Source organism: Pseudomonas lurida, assembly GCF_013522705.1.
In the GTDB taxonomy this organism is placed as follows: domain Bacteria; phylum Pseudomonadota; class Gammaproteobacteria; order Pseudomonadales; family Pseudomonadaceae; genus Aquipseudomonas; species Aquipseudomonas quebecensis.
In genome coordinates, this window is the sequence record NZ_JAAMRE010000006.1 from 215644 (window position 1) to 235755 (window position 20112).

Annotated in this window: 14 protein-coding genes; all 14 read left to right on the forward strand. The window is 61.4% G+C overall.

The genetic code is table 11. The features are described from left to right. Positions 1–117: 117 nt before the first annotated feature. The 14 genes from G7025_RS07985 to G7025_RS08050 all read left to right on the forward strand — a co-directional run bounded on the left by G7025_RS07985 (position 118) and on the right by G7025_RS08050 (position 19543). Positions 118–1323, forward strand: coding sequence for a YcaO-like family protein (locus G7025_RS07985; protein ID WP_181077943.1), 1206 nt, complete (start codon positions 118–120; stop codon positions 1321–1323). After that, positions 1317–3023, forward strand: a complete 1707-nt coding sequence (locus G7025_RS07990; protein WP_181077945.1) for an ATP-binding cassette domain-containing protein — start codon at positions 1317–1319, stop codon at positions 3021–3023. Before G7025_RS07985 ends, G7025_RS07990 begins: the two co-directional genes overlap by 7 nt. Before the next feature lie 68 nt (positions 3024–3091). After that, positions 3092–3445 carry a hypothetical protein gene (locus G7025_RS07995; protein ID WP_181077947.1) on the forward strand — a complete coding sequence of 118 codons (354 nt, stop codon included), beginning with the start codon at positions 3092–3094 and terminating at the stop codon, positions 3443–3445. Between the two features lie 188 nt (positions 3446–3633). Beyond that, entirely contained in the window at positions 3634–4593 is a 960-nt protein-coding gene (locus G7025_RS08000; RefSeq protein ID WP_034098224.1) for an AAA family ATPase, read from the forward strand. Positions 4594–4598: 5 nt separating this feature from the next. Continuing rightward, positions 4599–5531 (forward strand): DUF58 domain-containing protein, encoded by a 933-nt coding sequence (locus G7025_RS08005; protein ID WP_181077949.1) that lies wholly within the window; start codon positions 4599–4601, stop codon positions 5529–5531. Continuing rightward, positions 5528–6022, forward strand: coding sequence for a DUF4381 domain-containing protein (locus G7025_RS08010; protein ID WP_181077950.1), 495 nt, complete (start codon positions 5528–5530; stop codon positions 6020–6022). The genes G7025_RS08005 and G7025_RS08010 overlap by 4 nt, the downstream gene beginning before the upstream one ends. Next, entirely contained in the window at positions 6015–7103 is a 1089-nt protein-coding gene (locus tag G7025_RS08015) for a vWA domain-containing protein (RefSeq protein WP_181077952.1), read from the forward strand. The genes G7025_RS08010 and G7025_RS08015 overlap by 8 nt, the downstream gene beginning before the upstream one ends. After that, on the forward strand, positions 7100–8848 hold the full coding sequence (locus tag G7025_RS08020) for a tetratricopeptide repeat protein (RefSeq protein WP_181077954.1): 1749 nt from the start codon (positions 7100–7102) through the stop codon (positions 8846–8848). The genes G7025_RS08015 and G7025_RS08020 overlap by 4 nt, the downstream gene beginning before the upstream one ends. Next, positions 8845–10482 (forward strand): BatD family protein, encoded by a 1638-nt coding sequence (locus G7025_RS08025; protein WP_181077956.1) that lies wholly within the window; start codon positions 8845–8847, stop codon positions 10480–10482. The genes G7025_RS08020 and G7025_RS08025 overlap by 4 nt, the downstream gene beginning before the upstream one ends. 720 nt (positions 10483–11202) lie before the next feature. Continuing rightward, entirely contained in the window at positions 11203–11502 is a 300-nt protein-coding gene (locus G7025_RS08030) for a DUF6124 family protein (RefSeq protein ID WP_181077958.1), read from the forward strand. A gap of 161 nt (positions 11503–11663) precedes the next feature. Next, the gene (locus tag G7025_RS08035; RefSeq protein ID WP_181077960.1) at positions 11664–13943 is read left to right on the forward strand and encodes a M12 family metallo-peptidase; all 2280 of its coding nucleotides are present in this window, start codon (positions 11664–11666) and stop codon (positions 13941–13943) included. Positions 13944–14079: 136 nt separating this feature from the next. After that, on the forward strand, positions 14080–15318 hold the full coding sequence (locus G7025_RS08040; protein WP_181077962.1) for an exonuclease SbcCD subunit D C-terminal domain-containing protein: 1239 nt from the start codon (positions 14080–14082) through the stop codon (positions 15316–15318). Next, positions 15315–18953 carry an AAA family ATPase gene (locus G7025_RS08045; protein ID WP_181077963.1) on the forward strand — a complete coding sequence of 1213 codons (3639 nt, stop codon included), beginning with the start codon at positions 15315–15317 and terminating at the stop codon, positions 18951–18953. The genes G7025_RS08040 and G7025_RS08045 overlap by 4 nt, the downstream gene beginning before the upstream one ends. After that, a complete protein-coding gene (locus tag G7025_RS08050) occupies positions 18950–19543 on the forward strand; it encodes a glutathione S-transferase (RefSeq protein ID WP_181077966.1) in 594 nt (197 codons plus the stop codon). The genes G7025_RS08045 and G7025_RS08050 overlap by 4 nt, the downstream gene beginning before the upstream one ends. Positions 19544–20112: the final 569 nt, after the last annotated feature.

A 20112-nucleotide genomic window follows, 5' to 3' on the forward strand; every position in this document is an offset into this window, starting at 1 on the left:
GGCGACCGAAATTAACTTCTTCGCCACCTTGACTGACTGACATTGCCTCATCATCACGGAAAACGCAAAAAATACCGAAAGGGGTTTCCCTTTCGGTACTAATACGAGGGAAATTCTATGTCAGAGCGAGAATTAACGACTCACACAGCTATCTCCAGAATCTATTCCATAATTCATTCACTGAATCTCACCGCAACGGTCAAATACGCAACAAAAAACAAACTTGTTGCAACAGCAGAGCTTTTCGATAAACAAGGAATCTTAGTAGAGTCCGGCGCTGGAAAAGGGTCCGAATCGCTTGTGGGTGCACTAGCCGAAAGCCTGGAGCATTTCGCCACATTCCACATCAATCAAAGCGAGGTCGCAACTCAGCCCGGCGATATGATCGCCAACCAAATCGGCGTTGAATGTGATGGTTTTTTAAGTAGCCTTGCAAATAATGAAAGCTCTATTGAATGCTATAAGCTTCAAAGCCTTGATAAACGGCATGACATATATGTACCTACTATTATTTTAAATCCGCAACCAACAAAAAATAACTTCACCACCACAAGCCAGACATCATGCTTTCTGCATCGATACTCCTCCAATTCCGGAACAGCGTTTGGATGCACCGAAGCTGAAGCTTTATTGCATGGAATACACGAAGTTATTGAAAGACATATTCTTTCTCAGCTGTTTATTGACATCTGCTCACTGGGCGAAAACAAAAATTTATATTCACCTTCAGCATCACTTCTTGAAACCGCGTTAAACTATGATGCATCCTCGATGATCTCAGCCAAAAAACTGAAAATCATTATTATAAAAGACGTATTCGATGTGTTTTTTGCCATCGCACTGCCCCATGCTGGACCCGGAGATATGCACCTTTCCCCCATTGGCTCGGGATGCTCACTGGACATAAAAATCGCCATACAACGCGCAGTATCGGAACAATTTCAAACTGAGGCTTTATACGGACTTGATGAAGAAGCAAACGACCTAAAAATCTTAAAGTTTTTAGCGAGCTCCAAAAAACTTACACCACTCATCGACTTTAACACCGTGAAAAACCTAAAGCTTCCGCTCATGGAGATGCCGAACGAGCGCAGGGCCTCGACGGTACAACAGCAAATTACAACCCTGAACCAGTCGCTTTCTCGCGCCGGAAGAAAAATATACTATAGAACCCTTGCGCGATTTGATGAGTGTGTAGTAACACAAGTATATATACCCGGACTGGAAAGGTTCAATTTGATCCGACAAGGATGCCTGGTAGCACCTCAGCAGATCCTGCTCGATCACAACGCAAAAGATCAAACCGTGGCGCCATCATGCTGAACCTTCTTTACAAAGCCTGCAGAGACCATAAAAGCCTACTGACCTTCACTCTGACGACAACTTTATTACTGAAAATACTGGTATTGGCGCCACCGTTGCTTTTCGGCGGAATAATTGATGCGCTCGGCACAAATCCCAAGGGTTATCAAATTTTACTTCCCAGTTTGATTGCAGCGTTCATTTTGGCAGGATGCGTACATGCGGCAATCAACCCAGCACAAAACCTGCTCTTATCAAAACTTGTTCAATCCATTATTAGGGACGCCTCCATTCATTGGGTTACACAACTAATACGAAAAGAATTTGATGCATTCAATACCTGGCGAATAGGACACTTCATCAAATCGGTAGAAAGAGGATTGACGGCACATGAAAAGTTACTGACATTCTTCATTACAACGGGACTCCCTATTTTATTGGAATTCATAGTAGTGGGCGGCGCGTTTCTTTACATGGGCGGCCTAACTATTTTCCTCGCACTAAATGGGTGCGCTCTTGTTTATGCGTTTGCCACCTACAAAATCATTCTCTGGCGAAGACTCCACCTCACTACTGTCAACGAACAGGAAGATGAATTAAGCGCAGTTTTATTCAACACCTTGAGTGCCGGAAAAACAATAAAACTGGAGGGTGCTGAAGAGTCCGCATCCCGCCCGTTGAATCTTGCTTTCAAACGCTATGCGGATGCCGCCATCACTGTGGCCAGTTCGAGTGGTTATTTGAGTGGGGCAAAGATCCTGTTCATCAGCTTTTCGACAGGAGCGCTGTTAGCCTGGGGAGTATTCAATCAGCTGTCTGCGACGCCAAGCATCAGTGTCGGACAATTGGTAGCCATTTTCTCGATCGCCAGCAGCTACTTACTCAACGTCACAAACCTGACAGAAGGTTATCGGGTGCTTGATCAATTCTTGGCTGACCAGCGCAGACTTGAGCATCTGTTGACGCTGCCTAACTTCGACGACGAAACCCGGCAAGCAGTACTCCCGAAATATTCAGAATCGACGTTGGCCCTTAAACCATGCTTTGTAACGGCGGATGGTTCGTCCCGAATAAACGTCAACACCACGCTGAGTTTTACCCAAGGTCAATCGGTAGCAATCACAGGCCCGAGTGGCGCCGGTAAATCAACGTTATTGGAAGCGCTCGCAGGGTTGAATCTTTCGCTGAGAGATAATCTGTACATCAATGGAGTGGCTGTATCCGACCTGAATGCAAAAGCTCATTTGGACTGCATCAGATATTGTCCTCAATCACCACAGTTTTTAGAGGGCGCTTTTGAGCACTCTGTTTTATTTGGGGTAGATAGATCCTCGGGCTTGGAACAAGCGATACGGCAATTGCAGGTTGAAGCGGTGGTCGACCATCGCAGCCTGGCCGAAAACGCGACTAATGTGTCAGGGGGTGAAGCCAAACGCCTGTCACTATTGCGACTGATCAATAAACCTGGTCATTTTAACTTGTTCGATGAACCCAGCGCTTCGATTGAGCAAACACTGGCAGTACCTGTGTGGGATCTGCTTTTCGAAACGTTCGGTAAGCTCGGCTTGATTTGTGTAACCCATGACTTGCGCCACCTGGAGCGCTTTGATCGCGTCATCATCATGCGAGAAGGAGCTATTGTGGATGACGGCCCGTGGCACGAGTTGCAGGTAAAACCAGCCATCAGGAAGCTGTTGGATAACATGCCCGCCCACGAGTAAGTCTCTGCACGAAACTCACTGCAATGGCACAATTGCCGGCGCCGTGCCTCCACCCAACAGGATTCCCCATGCTTCAGTTAAAAACCGACGCCCTCATGGCCACCCCATGCGACGAAGAAGAAGACAATATGGCGATGCTCTGCTGCCATGGCAAAAACGGCGAGATGTTCATGCTCAGCCGCTACCCGGACGAAGAGGAAGTCGAGCTGACCTGGGACTACGAGCCGTCGACCCTGGATGGGCTGAAGGTCACGCTGGGCGACACGACGTTGCGAATAGAACTGGCTGCCGGTGATGCTGATGCGCTGGGTGGCAAGGATCAACTGGAGATTACCCACGCCACGGCCGCATCCGACTTGGGCGAGGTGGAGGACACCTTGCAGAACATCCTCAAAGGCACGGGCACCTATACTCGGATTTAAAGGCGAGCCCCGCCCGCATTGCCGGTGTTCACAACAGAAAGCGCACCTTCGCACATAATTCCTACAAGTTTTGCCAAAAATAGCCGTTACGCCGTTAGTCGCCACGCCCCTCGATGCATTAAAGTAATGCCCCCAGCCCGCTGTTCGTTTCACAGCACGCGGGCTCTTCTTTCCAGGAACCGTCATCGATGGAACATCGTGAAGCGCTGCTTGCGCTGCGAACCTTTCTTTCTACGCAGATTCTCGGCCAGGAAAAGCTCATCGAGCGCCTGCTCATCGCCCTGCTCGCCGACGGCCATATGCTGGTCGAAGGCGCGCCGGGCCTGGCCAAGACCAAGGCCATCAAAGAGCTGGCCGAGGGCATCGAAGCGCAGTTCCATCGTATTCAGTTCACTCCCGACCTGCTGCCCGCCGACATCACCGGCACCGAGATCTATCGCCCGGAAACCGGCAGTTTCGTGTTCCAACAGGGGCCGATCTTCCACAATCTGGTGCTGGCGGACGAGATCAACCGCGCCCCCGCCAAGGTGCAATCGGCCCTGCTCGAAGCCATGGCCGAACGCCAGGTCAGCGTGGGGCGCAGCACCTACGACCTGTCGCCGTTGTTCCTGGTGATGGCCACGCAAAACCCCATCGAACAGGAAGGCACCTACCCGCTGCCCGAAGCCCAGCTCGACCGTTTCCTGATGCACGTCAAGATCGGTTTTCCCGATGCCACCGTGGAGCGGCGCATCCTGCAGCAGGCGCGCGGCGAAGCGCTCAACGGTGAAACCAAACCCGAGCGCCGCGTCAGCCAGCAGGCGATCTTCGCCGCTCGCAAGGAAATCCTCGGCCTGTATATGGCCGATGCGGTGGAGGAGTACCTGGTGCAACTGGTTATGGCCACGCGCACACCGGCCAAGTTCGACCCGGAAATGGCCGAATGGATCGCCTACGGCGCCAGCCCGCGCGGTTCCATCGCCCTGGACCGCTGCGCACGCGCCCACGCCTGGCTGGCCGGGCGCGACTTCGTAAGCCCGGAAGATATCCAGGCCGTACTGTTCGACGTGCTGCGCCACCGCATCATCCTGTCGTTCGAGGCCGAAGCCGCCGGGATCGACCAGGACCGCGTGGTGCAACGCATTCTCGACGTCGTTGCCGTCGCTTGAAGGCTATGAATGCCGGTGATGGAATCCGCGTCACGCTCAGCGAGCTGATTGAAATGCGCCACCGCGTGCGTGAAGTGCAGCTGTTTTCCACGCCGAGCCAGCGCAGCCCTTTGATCGGCCTGCACCATTCCAAGCTGCGCGGGCGCGGTGTGGACTTTGACCAGGTGCGCGTGTACCAGGCCGGCGATGACGTGCGCACCATTGACTGGCGCGTGACTGCGCGCACTCAGGAGCCGCACACCAAGCTGTTCCACGAAGAGCGCGAGCGCCCGATTTTCATCATGGTCGAGCAAAGCTGCCGGCTGTTTTTCGGCTCCGGCCAGATGTTCAAGTCAGTGCTCGCCGCCCAGGCCGCCAGCCTGATCGGTTGGGCGGCGCTGGGGCATAACGACCGGGTCGGTGGGCTGGTGTTCGGCGACAACGAGCATTACGAAATCAAGCCACGCCGCAGCAAGCAAAGCCTGCTGCAATTGCTCAACCGCCTGGTGCGGGTCAACCAGAGCCTGAATACCGAAACCCGCCCCGAAGCCGATGCCTTGGGCATGGCCCTGCGTCGTGGCCGCGAGGTCCTGCGCCCGGGCAGCCTGGTGATCGTGATCTGCGACGAACGCGCGTTGAGCGACGGCGCCGAGCAGCAATTGAGCCTGCTGTCGCGCCATTGCGACCTGTTGCTGCTGCCAGTCTGCGACCCGCTCGACCATGCCCTGCCCGCCGCCGGGCTGCTGCGCTTCGCCGAACGGGGTGCGCAACTGGAACTGGACACGCTCAATTACGATCTGCGCCAGGCCTACAAGGCTCAGGCCGAAGCCCGCATCGCCCGCTGGGAATTGCTCGCGCAGAAACTACGTGTCTTGCTGATGCCCTTGAGCACCCAGAGCGAAATGGTCGAGCAACTGCGCGAATACCTCAACCCGCAACGCCCGGTTAAAAAGCAATGAGCAGCCTCGATCAACTGCAACCGCTGATTGCCCCGCCGGCCATTGGTTTCTGGCCGCCCGCGCCAGGCTGGTGGCTGTTGCTGTTGCTGATACCGCTGCTGGGCTGGGGCCTGTGGTCGCTGCGCCGTTTTTTGCCGACCCGCCGCCCGGCGGTGCGCACCGAGCAACCGCTGGACCCGCTGCGCATCGCCGCCCTCGCCGAGCTTGCGCTGATGCCCAAGCCCTATGACGGCGCGCCCGCCGGCGCCTGGCTGCAGCAACTCAACGGCCTGCTCAAACGCCTGTGCCGCAACGACTACCCCTACAGCCAGAGCCATACCCTCAACGGCCGAAAATGGCTGGCATTCCTCGACAATCGCTGCCCCGCCGCGGGCCTGACGCGCTGGATGGTGCTGGTGGAAGGTGCGTACAAGCCCGAATGCAAACTCGACGACAAGGCCATCGCCGGCCTGACCCAGGCCGTCGACACCTGGATCCGCAAACATGTTTGAGTTCGCCTGGCCATGGGTCTTCCTCTTGCTGCCGCTGCCCTGGTTGATGCGGCTGATCCTGCCGGCGGCCGACAGCGGCGAACCGGCGCTGAAAGTCAGCTACCTCAGCGACCTCGAAGGCCTGGCACGCCGTCGCGCGCGCTCCAACCTGCCGGGCTGGCGCCAGCAAGCGCCGTTCGTGGTGCTGTGGCTGCTGTTGCTGACCGCCGCCGCGCGCCCCGAATGGCTCGGCGAACCCTTGCCGATCGCCGCCAGTGGCCGCGACCTGCTGGTGGCGGTGGACGTTTCCGGCTCCATGGACTTCCCCGATATGCACTGGCAGGACGAAGACATCAGCCGCCTGAACCTGGTCAAACACCTGCTCGGCGATTTTCTCGAAAGTCGCGAAGGCGACCGCGTGGGCTTGATCCTGTTCGGCAGCCAGGCCTACCTGCAGGCGCCCCTGACCTTTGACAGGCGGACCGTGCGCACCTGGCTGGACGAGGCGCGCATCGGCATCGCAGGCAAGAACACGGCCATCGGCGATGCCATCGGCCTGGCCTTGAAACGCCTGCGCCAACGCCCGGCCCAGAGCCGCGTACTGATCCTGGTCACCGACGGCGCCAACAATGCCGGGCAGATCGACCCGCTGACCGCCGCGCGCCTGGCCGCCGAAGAAGGCGTAAAGATCTACCCCATCGGCATTGGGGCCGACCCGGAGCAAAACGGCTCGCTGGGCATCCTCGGCGTCAACCCCAGCCTGGACCTTGACGAACCCTCGCTCAGGGCGATTGCCGAGGCCACGGGGGGCCAGTACTTTCGAGCCCGGGATGGCGCGCAGCTGCAAGCGATCAAGCAGACTCTGGACACCCTCGAACCGGTTGAGCAGCAACCCACCCAGGCCCGCCCGGCACACGCGCTGTACAGCGCGCCGCTGGCGCTGGCGTTGATCCTGAGCGTGTTGCTGGTGATCCAGGAACGTTGGCCGAACAACGCGCTGCAACGCGGCTTCGATAAATTGGCCAGCAAGGGTTTATTCCTGCCACCCAAGCCGCAGTGGCGCCAACGTCTCAAGCGCCTGCGTTTACGGGGGCGCCGATGATCGCTCTGTGGCCGCACTGGTTTCGCCCCTGGTGGCTGTTGCTGCTGCCATTGCTCGGCTGGTTGCTGTGGCAACTGTGGCACCGGCAAAAACGCGCCGGGCGCTGGCAGGTCATCCTGCCGCCGGCCTTCCATGCCGTGCTGCTCAGCGGCGGCAGCGGCCGCGAAAGCAAATCACCGTGGGTCGTGCTGGGTATTGCCTGGCTGCTGGCGGTACTGGCCTTGCTCGGTCCGAGCTGGCAACGCGTGGAACAGTCCAGCCAGAAACCTGCCGACCCGCTGGTGGTGCTGCTGGAGCTGACCCCGGAAATGCTCGCCACCGATGCCCCACCCAACCGCCTGGAGCAGGCGCGGCGCAAGCTGTATGACTTGCTGCGCGCCCGCAGCGATGCGCAGACCGCCATCGTGGTGTACGCCGGCAGCGCCCACACGCTCGTGCCCTTGTCGGACGACCTGGCCACCAGCGGCAACCTGCTGGAAGCCCTGCGTCCCTCGATCATGCCCGAGCCGGGGCACCGCGCCGACCTGGCCGTGGAAAAAGCCCTGGCCCTGCTGAACCAGGCCAGCCTGGGCCAGGGGCGTCTGTTGCTGATCGGCTCGTCGTTGTCCAAACAAGAGCGCCAAGGCATCCGGCTGTTGCTGCAGAGCGCCCAGGCGCCGAGCCTGTCGATCCTCGGCATCGGCAGCCGCGAGGGCACGCCCGTGGCCCAGGAGAGCGGTGAGTTCCTCAAGGACGAACAGGGCGCAATCCTGGTGCCGCGCCTGGACAGCCCGACCCTCAAAGCCTTCGCCAGCGAAATGGGCGGTCGTTATCGCGCTGCACGCCTGGATGACAAGGACCTGCGCCAGCTCGGCGTACTGGACGCCCCGCAAGCCATGCGCGACGACGGGCAACGCCTGCGCCTGGATACTTGGGCCGACCAGGGTTACTGGTTGCTGCTGCCGTTACTGATGCTCGCCGCCTGCGCCGGGCGCCGGGGGTGGCTGTTCTGCCTGCCTTTGTTGCTGCTGGGCGCGCCCCAGCCGAGCTACGCGTTCGAGCTGCAGGATTTGTGGCTGCGCCCCGACCAGCAAGGCCAGTACCTGCTGAAGAAAAAACGCCCCGCGCAAGCCGCCGAGCGTTTCGAAGACCGGCAATGGCAAGGCGTGGCGCTGTATGAGTCGGGCAACTACGCCGAAGCGGCCAAACGTTTTGCCGAAAGCAATGACGCGTTCGCCCACTACAACCGCGGCAACGCCCTGGCCAAGGCCGGCGAGCTGGAGGCGGCGGTGGATGCCTACGACCAAGCCCTCGAAGCCCAGCCCGACCTGCACCCGGCGCTGAAAAACAAAGCCCTGGTCGAAGCCTTGATACAGGAACAGGCCCAGGCGCAGGCCGAGCAAAAACCCGAGCAACCGGCAAAAAACCCGGATGACGAAACACCCCAACCCAGCCAGACTGCGCAACCGGGCGCCGATGGGCAGACCGCCACCGGCGGTGAAGAGTCCACCCAGGGCCAAGGCAAATCCGGCAGCACCGATACCCAGTCCGGCGTCAAACCCACGACTGGCAGCAACGAGGTGCCGGGCAGCGAGCTGGGCGACGAGCAAACCACCACGCCGCCGCTGCGCCGCTCCGACGCCAGCCTGAGCGAACAACGCCAGGCCCTGGAACAATGGCTGCGGCAGATTCCGGACAACCCCGGCGAACTGCTGCGGCGCAAATTCTGGTACGAACAGCAACAACATCAGGACAAGACTCGATGAGCCGCCCCACCCTACTGCTTCTGCTCGCGTTATCGACCAGCGCCGCCCAGGCGGCGAACCTGGTTGCCAGCGTCGACCGCAGCCGGCTGAACTCCGGTGAAACGGTGGAGCTGACAGTGGAGTCCAGCGATGCCACCCAGTTCGGTAAACCGGACCTGTCGCCGCTGGATGCGCAGTTTGAAGTCAGCGGCACGCGCCAGATCAACCAACTCACCACCCTGGGCGGCGACAACCACGCCACCACGCGCTGGATCATCACCTTGCTGCCCAAGGAAAACGGCACGGTGGTGATCCCGCCCCTGCAAGTGGGCGACCTTCAGACCCAGCCGATCAGCCTGCAGGTCATGGAAACCGCCAGCCAGAACACCAGCGCGGAACTGGCGCCGGTGTTCGTCGAAGCCAGCCTCGACCAGTCCAGCGTGTATGTCCAGGCCCAGGCGCTGTTGACCGTGCGCGTATACCACTCGGTGTCGCTGTATGACGACAGCAGCCTCACGCCGTTGCAGATCGCCGACGCGCGCGTCGAGCAACTGGGCGAATCGCGCACCTATGAAAAAGTCATCAACAGTATTCGCCATGGCGTGATCGAAACTCGCTACGCCCTCTACCCCCAGCACAGCGGCAGCCTGGAGGTGGGTGCGCAGACTTTCAGCGCCACCTTGGTGGAAGCGCGCCCGCCCCAGGACAATACGCTGCAGGGCACCAAGCCGGGCAAGCTGATCCATGTCAGCTCCGCACCCTTGCGGCTGACGGTCCGGCCCAAGCCGTCGCTCTACCCTGCCGATGCGCCCTGGCTACCGGCCCGCAGCCTCACCTTGAGCGAAAGCTGGAACCCCGAGCCTGCGCAGGTGCAAGTGGGTGACTCGCTGACCCGCAGCCTCACGGTCAAGGCCGAGGGTCTCTCCAGCGCACAACTGCCGGCCCTGCCCAGCACCGACATCGCCGGCCTGCGCCGCTACCCGGACCAACCGGTGCTGGCCAACCAGACCAGCGAGCGCGGCCTGGTCGGCAGCCGCGAAGACCGCGAGGCGCTGGTGCCCAACCGCGCCGGCGCGCTGGAGCTGCCGGCCGTCGACGTGGTGTGGTGGAACACCCACGAAGACCACCTGGAGCGCACCAGCCTGCCGGCGCGCACCCTGCAAGTGGCCAACAACCCCAGCCTGGTGGTGGACACCCCCGCCACGCCGACCATCATCACCGCCCCGGACGACAGCCGCCTGTGGCTGTGGCAACTGAGCACCTTGCTGCTGGCCTGCACCACCCTGCTGGGCTTCGGCCTGTGGTGGCGCGCGCGTCGGCAACCCGCCGTGCAGCGCGCGACGCAAACCGGCCCGAGCCCGCGCACCCTGCTCGACGACCTCAAGCGCGCCACTCAGGCCAACGACCCCCAGGCCACTCGCCAGGCCCTGGACGCCTGGGCGCGCCAGCAACCGGAAACCCTGGCGGACATGGCGGCGCGCTTCGTGCCGCTGTCGGACGCGCTGGATGGGTTGAACGGTGCGCTGTACAGCGAGAGCGGCCAGTACTGGCTGGGCGAAGACCTGTGGCGCGCGGTCAAAGCCATCCCCATGGCCGAGCGCGAACCGGACCCGGCCACGGACACCACCAGCTTGCCACCGCTGTATCCCAAATAAGCCCCTACATCCCTGACACACCACACATAAAAAGTCGGGAGGGGGCTTGCCCCCGATAGCCATGGGTATCTACACAACTTTCAGATCCTGACAAATCCCCCTGTGGCGAGCGGGCTCGTCCCGCGTTGGGCGGCGAAGCGGCCCCAAAAGCAGCCTCTACAGAGTGTCTGATACAGCGCATTCTTCTTTACTGGGGCTGCTGCGCAGCCCAACGCGGGACAAGCCCGCTCGCCACAACAGCCCTATCTGCCGGGCGTTCAGCGTTGAACCAAAGTTGTGTAGATACCTATGCCCCGATAGCGGTGGGTCAGTTGTAGATGAGCGGACTGACACGCCGCTATTGGGGGCAAGTCGAATCGTCGCACCGCCCCTCCCATCTTTAACCTGTGCTGCCTGATCGACATGCATTGTTAAAGGCCAGCAATCCATATCCCTTTAATTTGCAGGACGTTTCCTAGACAATCCCACGGCCTTGCGCCTGCTTGTTCCACTGGCTAGCCTTCGCTCCGTCGCTGCCTATCAGCGATCAGGGGTGAGATCCTGTGAACAGAAAGCCAAGCGCCACAACCGCGAGCAACATGCTCTATGGCGGCTGTGTGCGGGCAGACTTCGGTCTGACCGGGTGCTTCCTGACCGGTAATCTCACCCCGCACATAGCTGCCACCTTTCGCCGAGTGAGATCGGTAAAAGATTGGCTCCCACTTTTCAGGAGCTTCACTCATGAACAAAATCGTCCCCGACCCACCCCGTTTCACCCTCGACCGCGACATTCTCGACCGCGCCCTGCGTCATTACCTGCAACCCGACTCACCGCCATCCTTCACCGTGCACCACGACCTCAGCTTCGAAGACGCCCTCGCCCAGCTCTGCGACCTGCTGCGCTGCGCCGCCGCCACCGCATCCGACACCACCCAGGGCTTGAGCGGCGAGCAGCGCCATATGGCCGGCGCCACGCAGCACCTGATCGACATGGCCAGCACCCTGGCCGACCGCGCGCTGGAGTGCCTGCACGCTGGGTGATAGCGCAAATGGGCTGGTTCCCAGTAATGAGAGTCAGCCCACTCCCTCCCTGCCACCCGTCGTAACTGTGATTTCTGACAGTAGCCAGCCGCCCAGCCCCTGCCCTTACATACCTGAACGTTAAGACCGACCGGTGATGCGCTCAGGAGCAATGGCAAATCATGAACAAACTCACGTCCTATGCGCTGCTCGCGCTCTTGTTGTTGGTGTGCTCGCGCAGCTTTGCCGTCGAGGAGCTGTTTATCCTCGGCGATGCGGTGTCGGCCCAGGCCAGCGTCGCGCAACCGCGCAACGCTGCCTTGCAGGCACTGCTCAGCGACCCGACCACATCGCAGGTTAACCAGGTGACCCTGCACCCTCGGTTGCTGACGGCGGGCACCAGGAACCTCGCGCTGCCCCTGGAGGATGGCGTGGTTGTGGTCGCCGACAGGGTTGAATCGTACCGCCAGAAGCCGGGCATGCTGGTCTGGCATGCGCGCCTGCCGGACCAGCGCAGCCACGCCCGGCAGGCCTCTACCGCCCATAAAGAAGTGCCCGAAGATGGCCTTAATACCGTGACGCTGGCACGTCACGACGACAACATCACCGGTTCAATTCGCTATAAGGGCCAGCTCTACCTGCTGATGCCGATAGGCGATGGCAGACACGTGATCGTCAAGGTGGACGAAACCCGCTATCCGGGCGATGCCGAACGGCCCGCCGGGAGCACCGGCAAGCAGGGCGCCAAAACACGGGGTACCCGCCCCTCGAAAGAAGCTGCCAGCCCCCTGAGCACGGTGCGCGTGATGCTGGTATTCACCAACGGCGCCAGGATGGCATGGCCGGACATGGACGGGCTCGCAACGCTGATGTTCGCCGAGGCCAACCGTGGCATGACCCTAAGCGAAGTGCCGGTGTTTTTCCAGAATGCAGGGGTTTATCACCTCGACTACGACGATATTTCTGGCGCGGATGGCTATGACGCGATGTTGAAAAGTCTGCGGGACCCCACAGACGCCACCCTCGGCGCACCCGTGCATGCCTTGCGCGAACAGCAAAAAGCCGACCTGGTAGTGTTGGTTACCAACGCCAGGGGACTGTGCGGGTTGGCGTATGTGAACGCACCCAAAGCGTATGCATTCAGTGTTTTAAGCTGCCCGACCGGCAACTACGTCTTTGCCCACGAGATGGGCCACAACTTCGGGTTAAGTCATAACTCAGACGTGCCGGCAGGCGTCCATGGCGACGGCTTCGGCTACCGGCAAACCACCCAGCCGCCCTTCTGGCGCACGATCATGTCATACGAGTGCCTGTCGCCTGTTCAGTGCCCAAGGGTGAACTACTGGTCCAACCCCGATCACACCTACGACGGCTTGCCCATGGGCGTGGCAAAGATCAATAACAGCGCACGCGTCATCAACCTGCGACGGGACACGCTGGCAAACTTTTACCCGGCCTTTATTGGCGAGCCGCCTGCCGCCCAGCTGCGTGTGCCGCAGGAGGTCGATGCCAATCAAACCTTTCTGGTCAGCGTCATCGCCGCCGACTCACGTCGCAACCCGTTGCGCTACCACTGGACAGCCGCCGACTTCATCCCCAGCGAGGGCACGACGGCTTCGCTCACCCTCACAGCGCCGGACGTTGCGCAAGACACCCACTACCCCATTTCGGTGGATGTCTCAGGCACCTACGGCACCACACGCCTGAACGCGACGATCAAGGTCCGGCCCGCCCCACCACCGATCACCGCTACCCTGAAAATCCAGCCGACAGTCCCGTCCGGCGGTGAGTTACCGATCCGCGTCGATGCGCAGAGTCCCACCGGCCTGCCATTGAGCTATGCCTGGAGCCGAACCGCCGGCATGTACGAAGGCAGCATAGGGAATCGTCCCCAGGGCGTGTATACCGCGGCGGCGGTCATCAAAGACACCCCTACCACCATCAAGGTGGTGATCAAGGCCGGCCCCTATGAGTTGGAGCGCTCGGCCCCGGTAACGATTCTCGCCGCACCGACCACCCCACCGCCCATCGCGAAGATCAGCGGCGCACGCGAGGTATCGGTGAACATGGCCCTGTCCCTGTCCAGCGGTGATTCCAGCGGCGAACAATTGACCTACGCGTGGACAGCCACGGGTTTCACACCCGCCACATCGACGCAGGCTCATCCGATATTTCGGGCACCCGCCAGCCCGGGCAACCACATGATCACGCTGGTTGTTACCGATCGCCATGGGCGCAGCGCCGGCGCCATTCATGAAGTCTCCGTCACTGCGCAGTCATTGCCGACATGCAAGCCCTTGTGGCAGGCCACCCAGGAGTATGTGCTCAACGACGAAGTCTCTTATGACGGCTACGACTATAGGGGCCTGCACTGGTCGCAGGGCGCGCGCCCCGACCTGAACTGGGTGCCGGAAGGCTATTCCAAACCCTGGCGGCGCTTGACCACCTGTGTCGTCCGGTAAAGCCAACCAACACGGAGCGCGCACCTCGCTCCCTGTTCGGTTTGCGCGCAAGACGCCGCTCATCTAGGTAAACTCTGCATTTTTCACCGCCGTTCATGCCTGCGGCGGTCATTGACTAGAGTTTCTGGAGTCCGCCTTGCGTCTGTTCCACACCTCCGACTGGCACCTGGGCCAAAACCTCCACGGCCAGGACCGCGACTTCGAACACGCCTGTTTCCTTGAGTGGCTGCTGGGCCAACTCAAAGCCCATAGCCCGGAGGCGTTGCTGATCGCCGGCGATATCTTCGACACGGTCAACCCGCCGCTCAAGGCCCAGGAGCGGCTGTATGACTTCATCATCAGCGCCCATGAACAAAACCCCAACCTGACCATCGTGATGATCGCCGGCAACCACGACTCCGGCTCGCGCATCGAACTGCCCGCGCCGTTGATGCGGCGTTTGCACACCCATGCATTGGGCCGCGTGCTGTGGCTGGATGACGGGCAACTGGACGCCGAGCGCCTGCTGATCCCGCTGCCGAACGCCAAAGGCAAGATCGCCGCCTGGTGTCTGGCCTTGCCGTTTTTGCGCCCGGCGGAAGTCACCGGTGCGCACCTGGGCGACGACTATCTGCGCGGGATCGGCCAAGTGCATGAGTGGCTGATCGCGGCCGCCAACGCCAAGCGCAAAAAAGGCCAGGCGCTGATCGCCATCAGCCATGCGCACATGGCCGGCGGTTCGGTCTCGGAAGACTCCGAGCGCAGCCTGATCATCGGCAATGCCGAAGCGCTGCCCGCCAGCCTGTTCGATAACAGTGTCGGCTATGTTGCCCTCGGCCATTTGCACAAGCCGCAAAAGGTCAATGGCGAAGAGCGCATTCGCTACAGCGGCTCGCCGATTCCGTTGTCATTTTCGGAGATTGGCTATAAGCATCAGATACTCGACGTCACCTTCCAGGGCCAATGCCTGGTGAGTGTCGAACCGATCCTGGTTCCCCGTTCGGTCGACCTGCAACGCCTGGAGGCCGCGCCGTTGGCGGACATCCTCAAACAACTCGCCGACCTGCCCGACATCGACCTGCTCGCCGAAACCCAGCGCCACCCCTGGCTCGAAGTGCGCGTGCGCCTCGACGAGCCGCAACCGGACCTGCGCCAGCAAATCGAAAGCGCCCTGCAAGGCAAGGCCGTGCGTCTGGTGCGCATTGCTGCCGAGTACGCGGGCAAGCGCGGCGGCGACGACACCGACGATGAGCGCCTGATCGAACTCGACCAGCTCACGCCCCAGGAGCTGTTCAGCCGCGCCTGGCAGGACAGCTACGGCAGCGAAGTGGATGAACAGACTTTGCAGGACTTCGCCGTGCTGCTCCAGGAAGTGCAGCAGGAGGAGCAACCATGAAGATTCTCGCCATTCGCCTGAAAAACCTGGCCTCCCTGGCCGGCCCGTTCGAGATCGACTTTACCGCCGAGCCCCTGGCCAGTGCCGGGTTGTTCGCGATCACCGGCCCCACCGGCGCCGGCAAGAGCACCTTGCTCGATGCGCTGTGCCTGGCGCTGTTTGGTGCGGTGCCACGCCTGGGCGACACCGGCCAGGCGAAGATGCCGGATGCCGACAGTGATATTTCCATCGGTGACCCGCGCACCCTGATCCGCCGTGGCACCGGCGGCGGCTATGCCGAGGTGGACTTCGTCGGTGTCAGCGGCCGCCGCTATCGTGCGCGCTGGGAGGCCAACCGCGCCCGCGACAAGGCCAGCGGCAAGTTGCAGAACAGCCGTCAGAGCCTGATCGACCTGGACAGTGACCAACTGCTGGCCAGCCAGAAAACCGAATACAAAACCCAGTTGGAACTGGCCCTGGGGCTGAACTTCGAACAGTTCACCCGCGCCGTGCTGCTGGCGCAGAGTGAGTTCAGCGCGTTCCTCAAAGCCAATGACAACGAGCGCAGCGAACTGCTGGAAAAGCTCACCGACACCGCGTTGTACACCCAGCTCGGCCGTCGCGCGTTCGACAAAGCCAAGGAAGCCAGGGACGCGCACAAGCAGTTGCAGGACCAAGCGAGCGGCGTGGTCCCTTTGACTGGCGAAGCACGCGCTGAACTGGATCAACAGTTGGCCGAGGCGCAGCAGCAGCTCAAGACCCGGCAGGCCCAACTCAAGCAGTTGGAGTTGCAGTACACCTGGCTCAAGGAATTGCGCGAGTGGCAGGAACGCCAACTCAGCGCCACCGAACAACTGCAACGCGCCGAGGCCGAGTGGGCCGGTCAAAGCCAGCAACGCCAGGACCTGCTCCGCCTGGAGCAGTTGGCGCCGCAACGCCATCACTTCGCACGCCAGGCCGAACTGAGCGCACTGCTGACACCTTTGGCTGCGCAGATTCAGCAGCATATCCAACAGCAGAGCGAGCTGCAGACCCGCCAGGCGCAAGCTCAACACCAGCAGGCAGCCGCTCAAACGGCCTTGGCCGACGCCCTGAAGAACCAGAGCGACGCGGCCCCGCGGCTACGTCAGGCCTTCGAAGAACAAAGCACCCTCACCCACTTGACCCAAGACCTGGCCAAGCGCACCGAAGAGCACCTCCAGCAGCAAACCGCCTGCACCGAAGGCCAAGCCCTGCTCAACGGCTTACTGGACAAGCAGGCTCAAGTCGCCGAGCGCCTGCAAAGCCTGGGCGCCGAGCTGGAACGCAGTGCGGCCCTGGCACCCTTGAGTGAGGGTTGGACCTACCAGCGCGAGCGCCTGCAACAGCTGATGGTGATTGGTAACCGCCTGAAGAAGGGCCAGGACGAACTGCCGCAATTGGAGGAGCGCGCCACCCGCGCTGCCGAAACGTTCAGCGCACAACGCCAATCGCTGGACCTGCTGTATCAGGAAGCCGGCGCAGAACCCCATGCGGTGGCCGAACAGATTCAACTGCTCGCCAGCCTGTTGCAGGACAATCGCAAGCAACAGCGCGCCTTCGAAGACCTGACGCGCCTCTGGGACAGCCGGCAACAGCTGGACCTGCAAGCTGCCGCGCTGACACAGAAACTCGCCGATGCCCGACAACAGCGCGAGCGACTCAACCAGAGCGGCCTGCAAGCTAAAGCGGAACTGACGGTGGCCGAGCAGACATTGACGGTGACCAAGCACCTGCTCGAACGCCAACGCCTGGCGCGCAGTGCCAGCGTCGAAGAATTGCGCGAACAGTTACAGGACGACCAGCCCTGCCCGGTGTGCGGCAGCCATGAGCACCCGTATCACCAACCCGAAGCGCTGCTGCAAAGCCTTGGCCGCCATGACGAAACCGAAGAGGCCACCGCGCAGAAAGCCGTCGACACCCTCAAGGAAAAACTCACCGACCTGCGTGGCGAAGTCGGCGGGCTGATCGCGCAGCAAAAGGAATTTCTGCAACAGCAGGAACAGTTGGCCGCGCAACAACAGGCGCTGCAACCCAGCCTGGATGCACATCCGCTGGCCACTTCCCTGTTCAACCAGGACGCCGCCAACCGCAGCCCCTGGCTGGCTCAACAACTGGCCCAACTGACGCAAAACATCAGCCAGGACGAACAACGCCAGGCGGCCTTGCTCAACCTGCAACAAAACGCCGGGCGCTTGCAGCAACAATTGCAAGCGGCCCAGGACGCCAGCCAGCAAGCCCGCCAGTTGCTGGTGGATCAACAGCGCGAACTGTCCAGCGACCGCGAACGCCTCGACGAAGAACTCAGTGCCTTCGCCAATCTTCTGCCGGCCGAGACCCTGGAAGGCCTGCGCAAGGAACCTGCGGCAACCTTCATGCAGTTGGACCAGCAAGTCAGCCAACGCCTGGAACAGTTGGGCCATCAGCGCGATGAGCTGGCCGAGCAACAGGAACGCCAACAGGCCATCGAGAAACAACAGACCCACCAGCAGCATCGCCGGCAGCAACTTGAAGCACTGGCCCAGCAGGTCGGCGAACTGACCAGTCGACAGCACGCCGCCCAGGAAACACTCAGCCACCTGCTGGGCGAGCACGCCAGCGCCGAACAGTGGCAGCAACAACTGGACCAGGCCGTCGTACACGCACGCCAAGGCGAAACCGACGCCAACCAGCAACTGCAAGAGACGCGTGACGCGCTGGTGCAACTGGCCGCCGACCTCAAGGCCCGACAGGAACGCCAACAGGCACTGCTCGCGGAACAGCAAGCGCTCGACGCCCGTATCCACGAATGGCGCGCGCTGCACCCCGAACTCGATGACACTGGCCTGACGCGTCTGCTGGCCTTCGACGAGGCGCGCATCAACGCGCTGCGCCAGCAACTGCAGCACAGCGAGAAAGCCGTCGAACAAGCCAAGGTCCTGCTGCAAGAGCGCCAACAGCGCCTGGCGGAACACCAGGCCCTGCACAACGGCAACCTGGAAGCCGAACAGCTGGACAGCACCCTCGCCGCCCTCAACCAGCAATTGGCCGAGGGCGAGAAACAGGTGGCCGAACTGCGCGCGCGCCAGGCCGAGGACCAGCGTCGCCAGGACGCCAACAGCGCCCTGGCCCATGAGATCGCCACAGCCTATGACGAGTGGCAGCGCTGGGCACGCCTGAATGCACTGATCGGTTCGGCGACCGGCGATACATTCCGCAAGATCGCCCAGGCCTACAACCTCGACCTGCTGGTGCACCACGCCAATGTGCAACTGCGTCAACTGGTGCGCCGCTATCGCCTCAAGCGCGGCGGCAGCATGTTGGGCCTGTTGGTGATGGACACAGAAATGGGCGACGAACTGCGCTCGGTGCATTCGTTGTCCGGCGGGGAGACGTTCCTGGTGTCGCTGGCATTGGCCCTGGGGCTGGCGTCGATGGCGTCCAGTACGCTGAAGATCGAATCGCTGTTTATCGATGAAGGCTTCGGCAGCCTCGACCCCGAATCCCTGCAATTGGCGATGGATGCGTTGGATGGCTTGCAGGCCCAGGGCCGCAAAGTCGCCGTGATTTCCCACGTACAGGAAATGCACGAGCGCATCCCGGTACAGATCCAGGTCAAGCGCCAGGGCAACGGCCTGAGTACGTTGGAGGTCAAATGAGCCAAGCGCTGCTGTACTCGTTCCGCCGCTGCCCCTACGCCATGCGCGCGCGATTGGCACTGCGCTACAGCGGCGTGCCGGTACGCATCGTCGAGGTGAGCCTCAAGGCCAAGCCGGCCGAAATGCTGGCATTGTCGCCCAAAGGCACCGTGCCGGTGCTGAGCGTGGACGGCCAGGTGATTGATGAAAGCCTGGCGATCATGCAATGGGCCCTGGCCCGGCACGACCCCGAGGACTGGCGACTGGGCGGTGACCCGGCGGTGCTGGCGTTGATTGCCGAGAATGACGAGCGCTTCAAGTATCACTTGAATCGATACAAATACGCCGAACGCTACCCGGAGCAGCCCAAGGCGTTTTATCGGGCCGAGGGCGAGGTGTTCCTGCAAAAGCTGGAGGGATTGCTGGCGCAGCGAGATTATTTGCTGGCCGATCATCTGAGCCTTGTCGATGTGGCACTGGCGCCCTTTGTACGCCAGTTTGCCCACGTAGATCGGGAGTGGTTTGCAGGCACTGCGTATCACCGGCTACAGGACTGGCTGACACGCTTTGTGCAATCCCCGTTGTTCATGGCGGTGATGGCCAAGCCTTGAGCGCTTGGGTCCTGTGTCCAACAAGGCACAGATCGTTCCCACGCTCCCGCGTGGGAATGCAGCCCGTGACGCTCCGCGTCGCCTGTGCGCAGTAGCCTGAGCTTGCGGCGCTGGGCGGGACGCGGAGCGTCCCAGCAGGCGTTACCACGCAGAGCGTGGGAACGATCAAACACGGCACAGATCGTTCCCACGCTCCCGCGTGGGAATGCAGCCCGTGACGCTCCGCGTCGCCTGTGCGCGGTAGCCTGAGCTTGCGGCGCTGGGCGGGACGCGGAGCGTCCCAGGAGGCGTTACCACGCAGAGCGTGGGAACGATCAAACACGGCACAGATCGTTCCCACGCTCCCGCGTGGGAATGCAGCCCGTGACGCTCCGCGTCGCCTGTGCGCAGTAGCCTGAGCTTGCGGCGCTGGGCGGGACGCGGAGCGTCCCAGGAGGCGTTACCACGCAGAGTGAACTGACCCCCAAAGGTTGGACACAACCTTTGGGGGCGTCATGGGTAAGTACACAGAGCAAGCAAAACTCGCAGCCGTGCAGGACTATTGTTCCGGTAGCGCGGGTTTGAGGGAT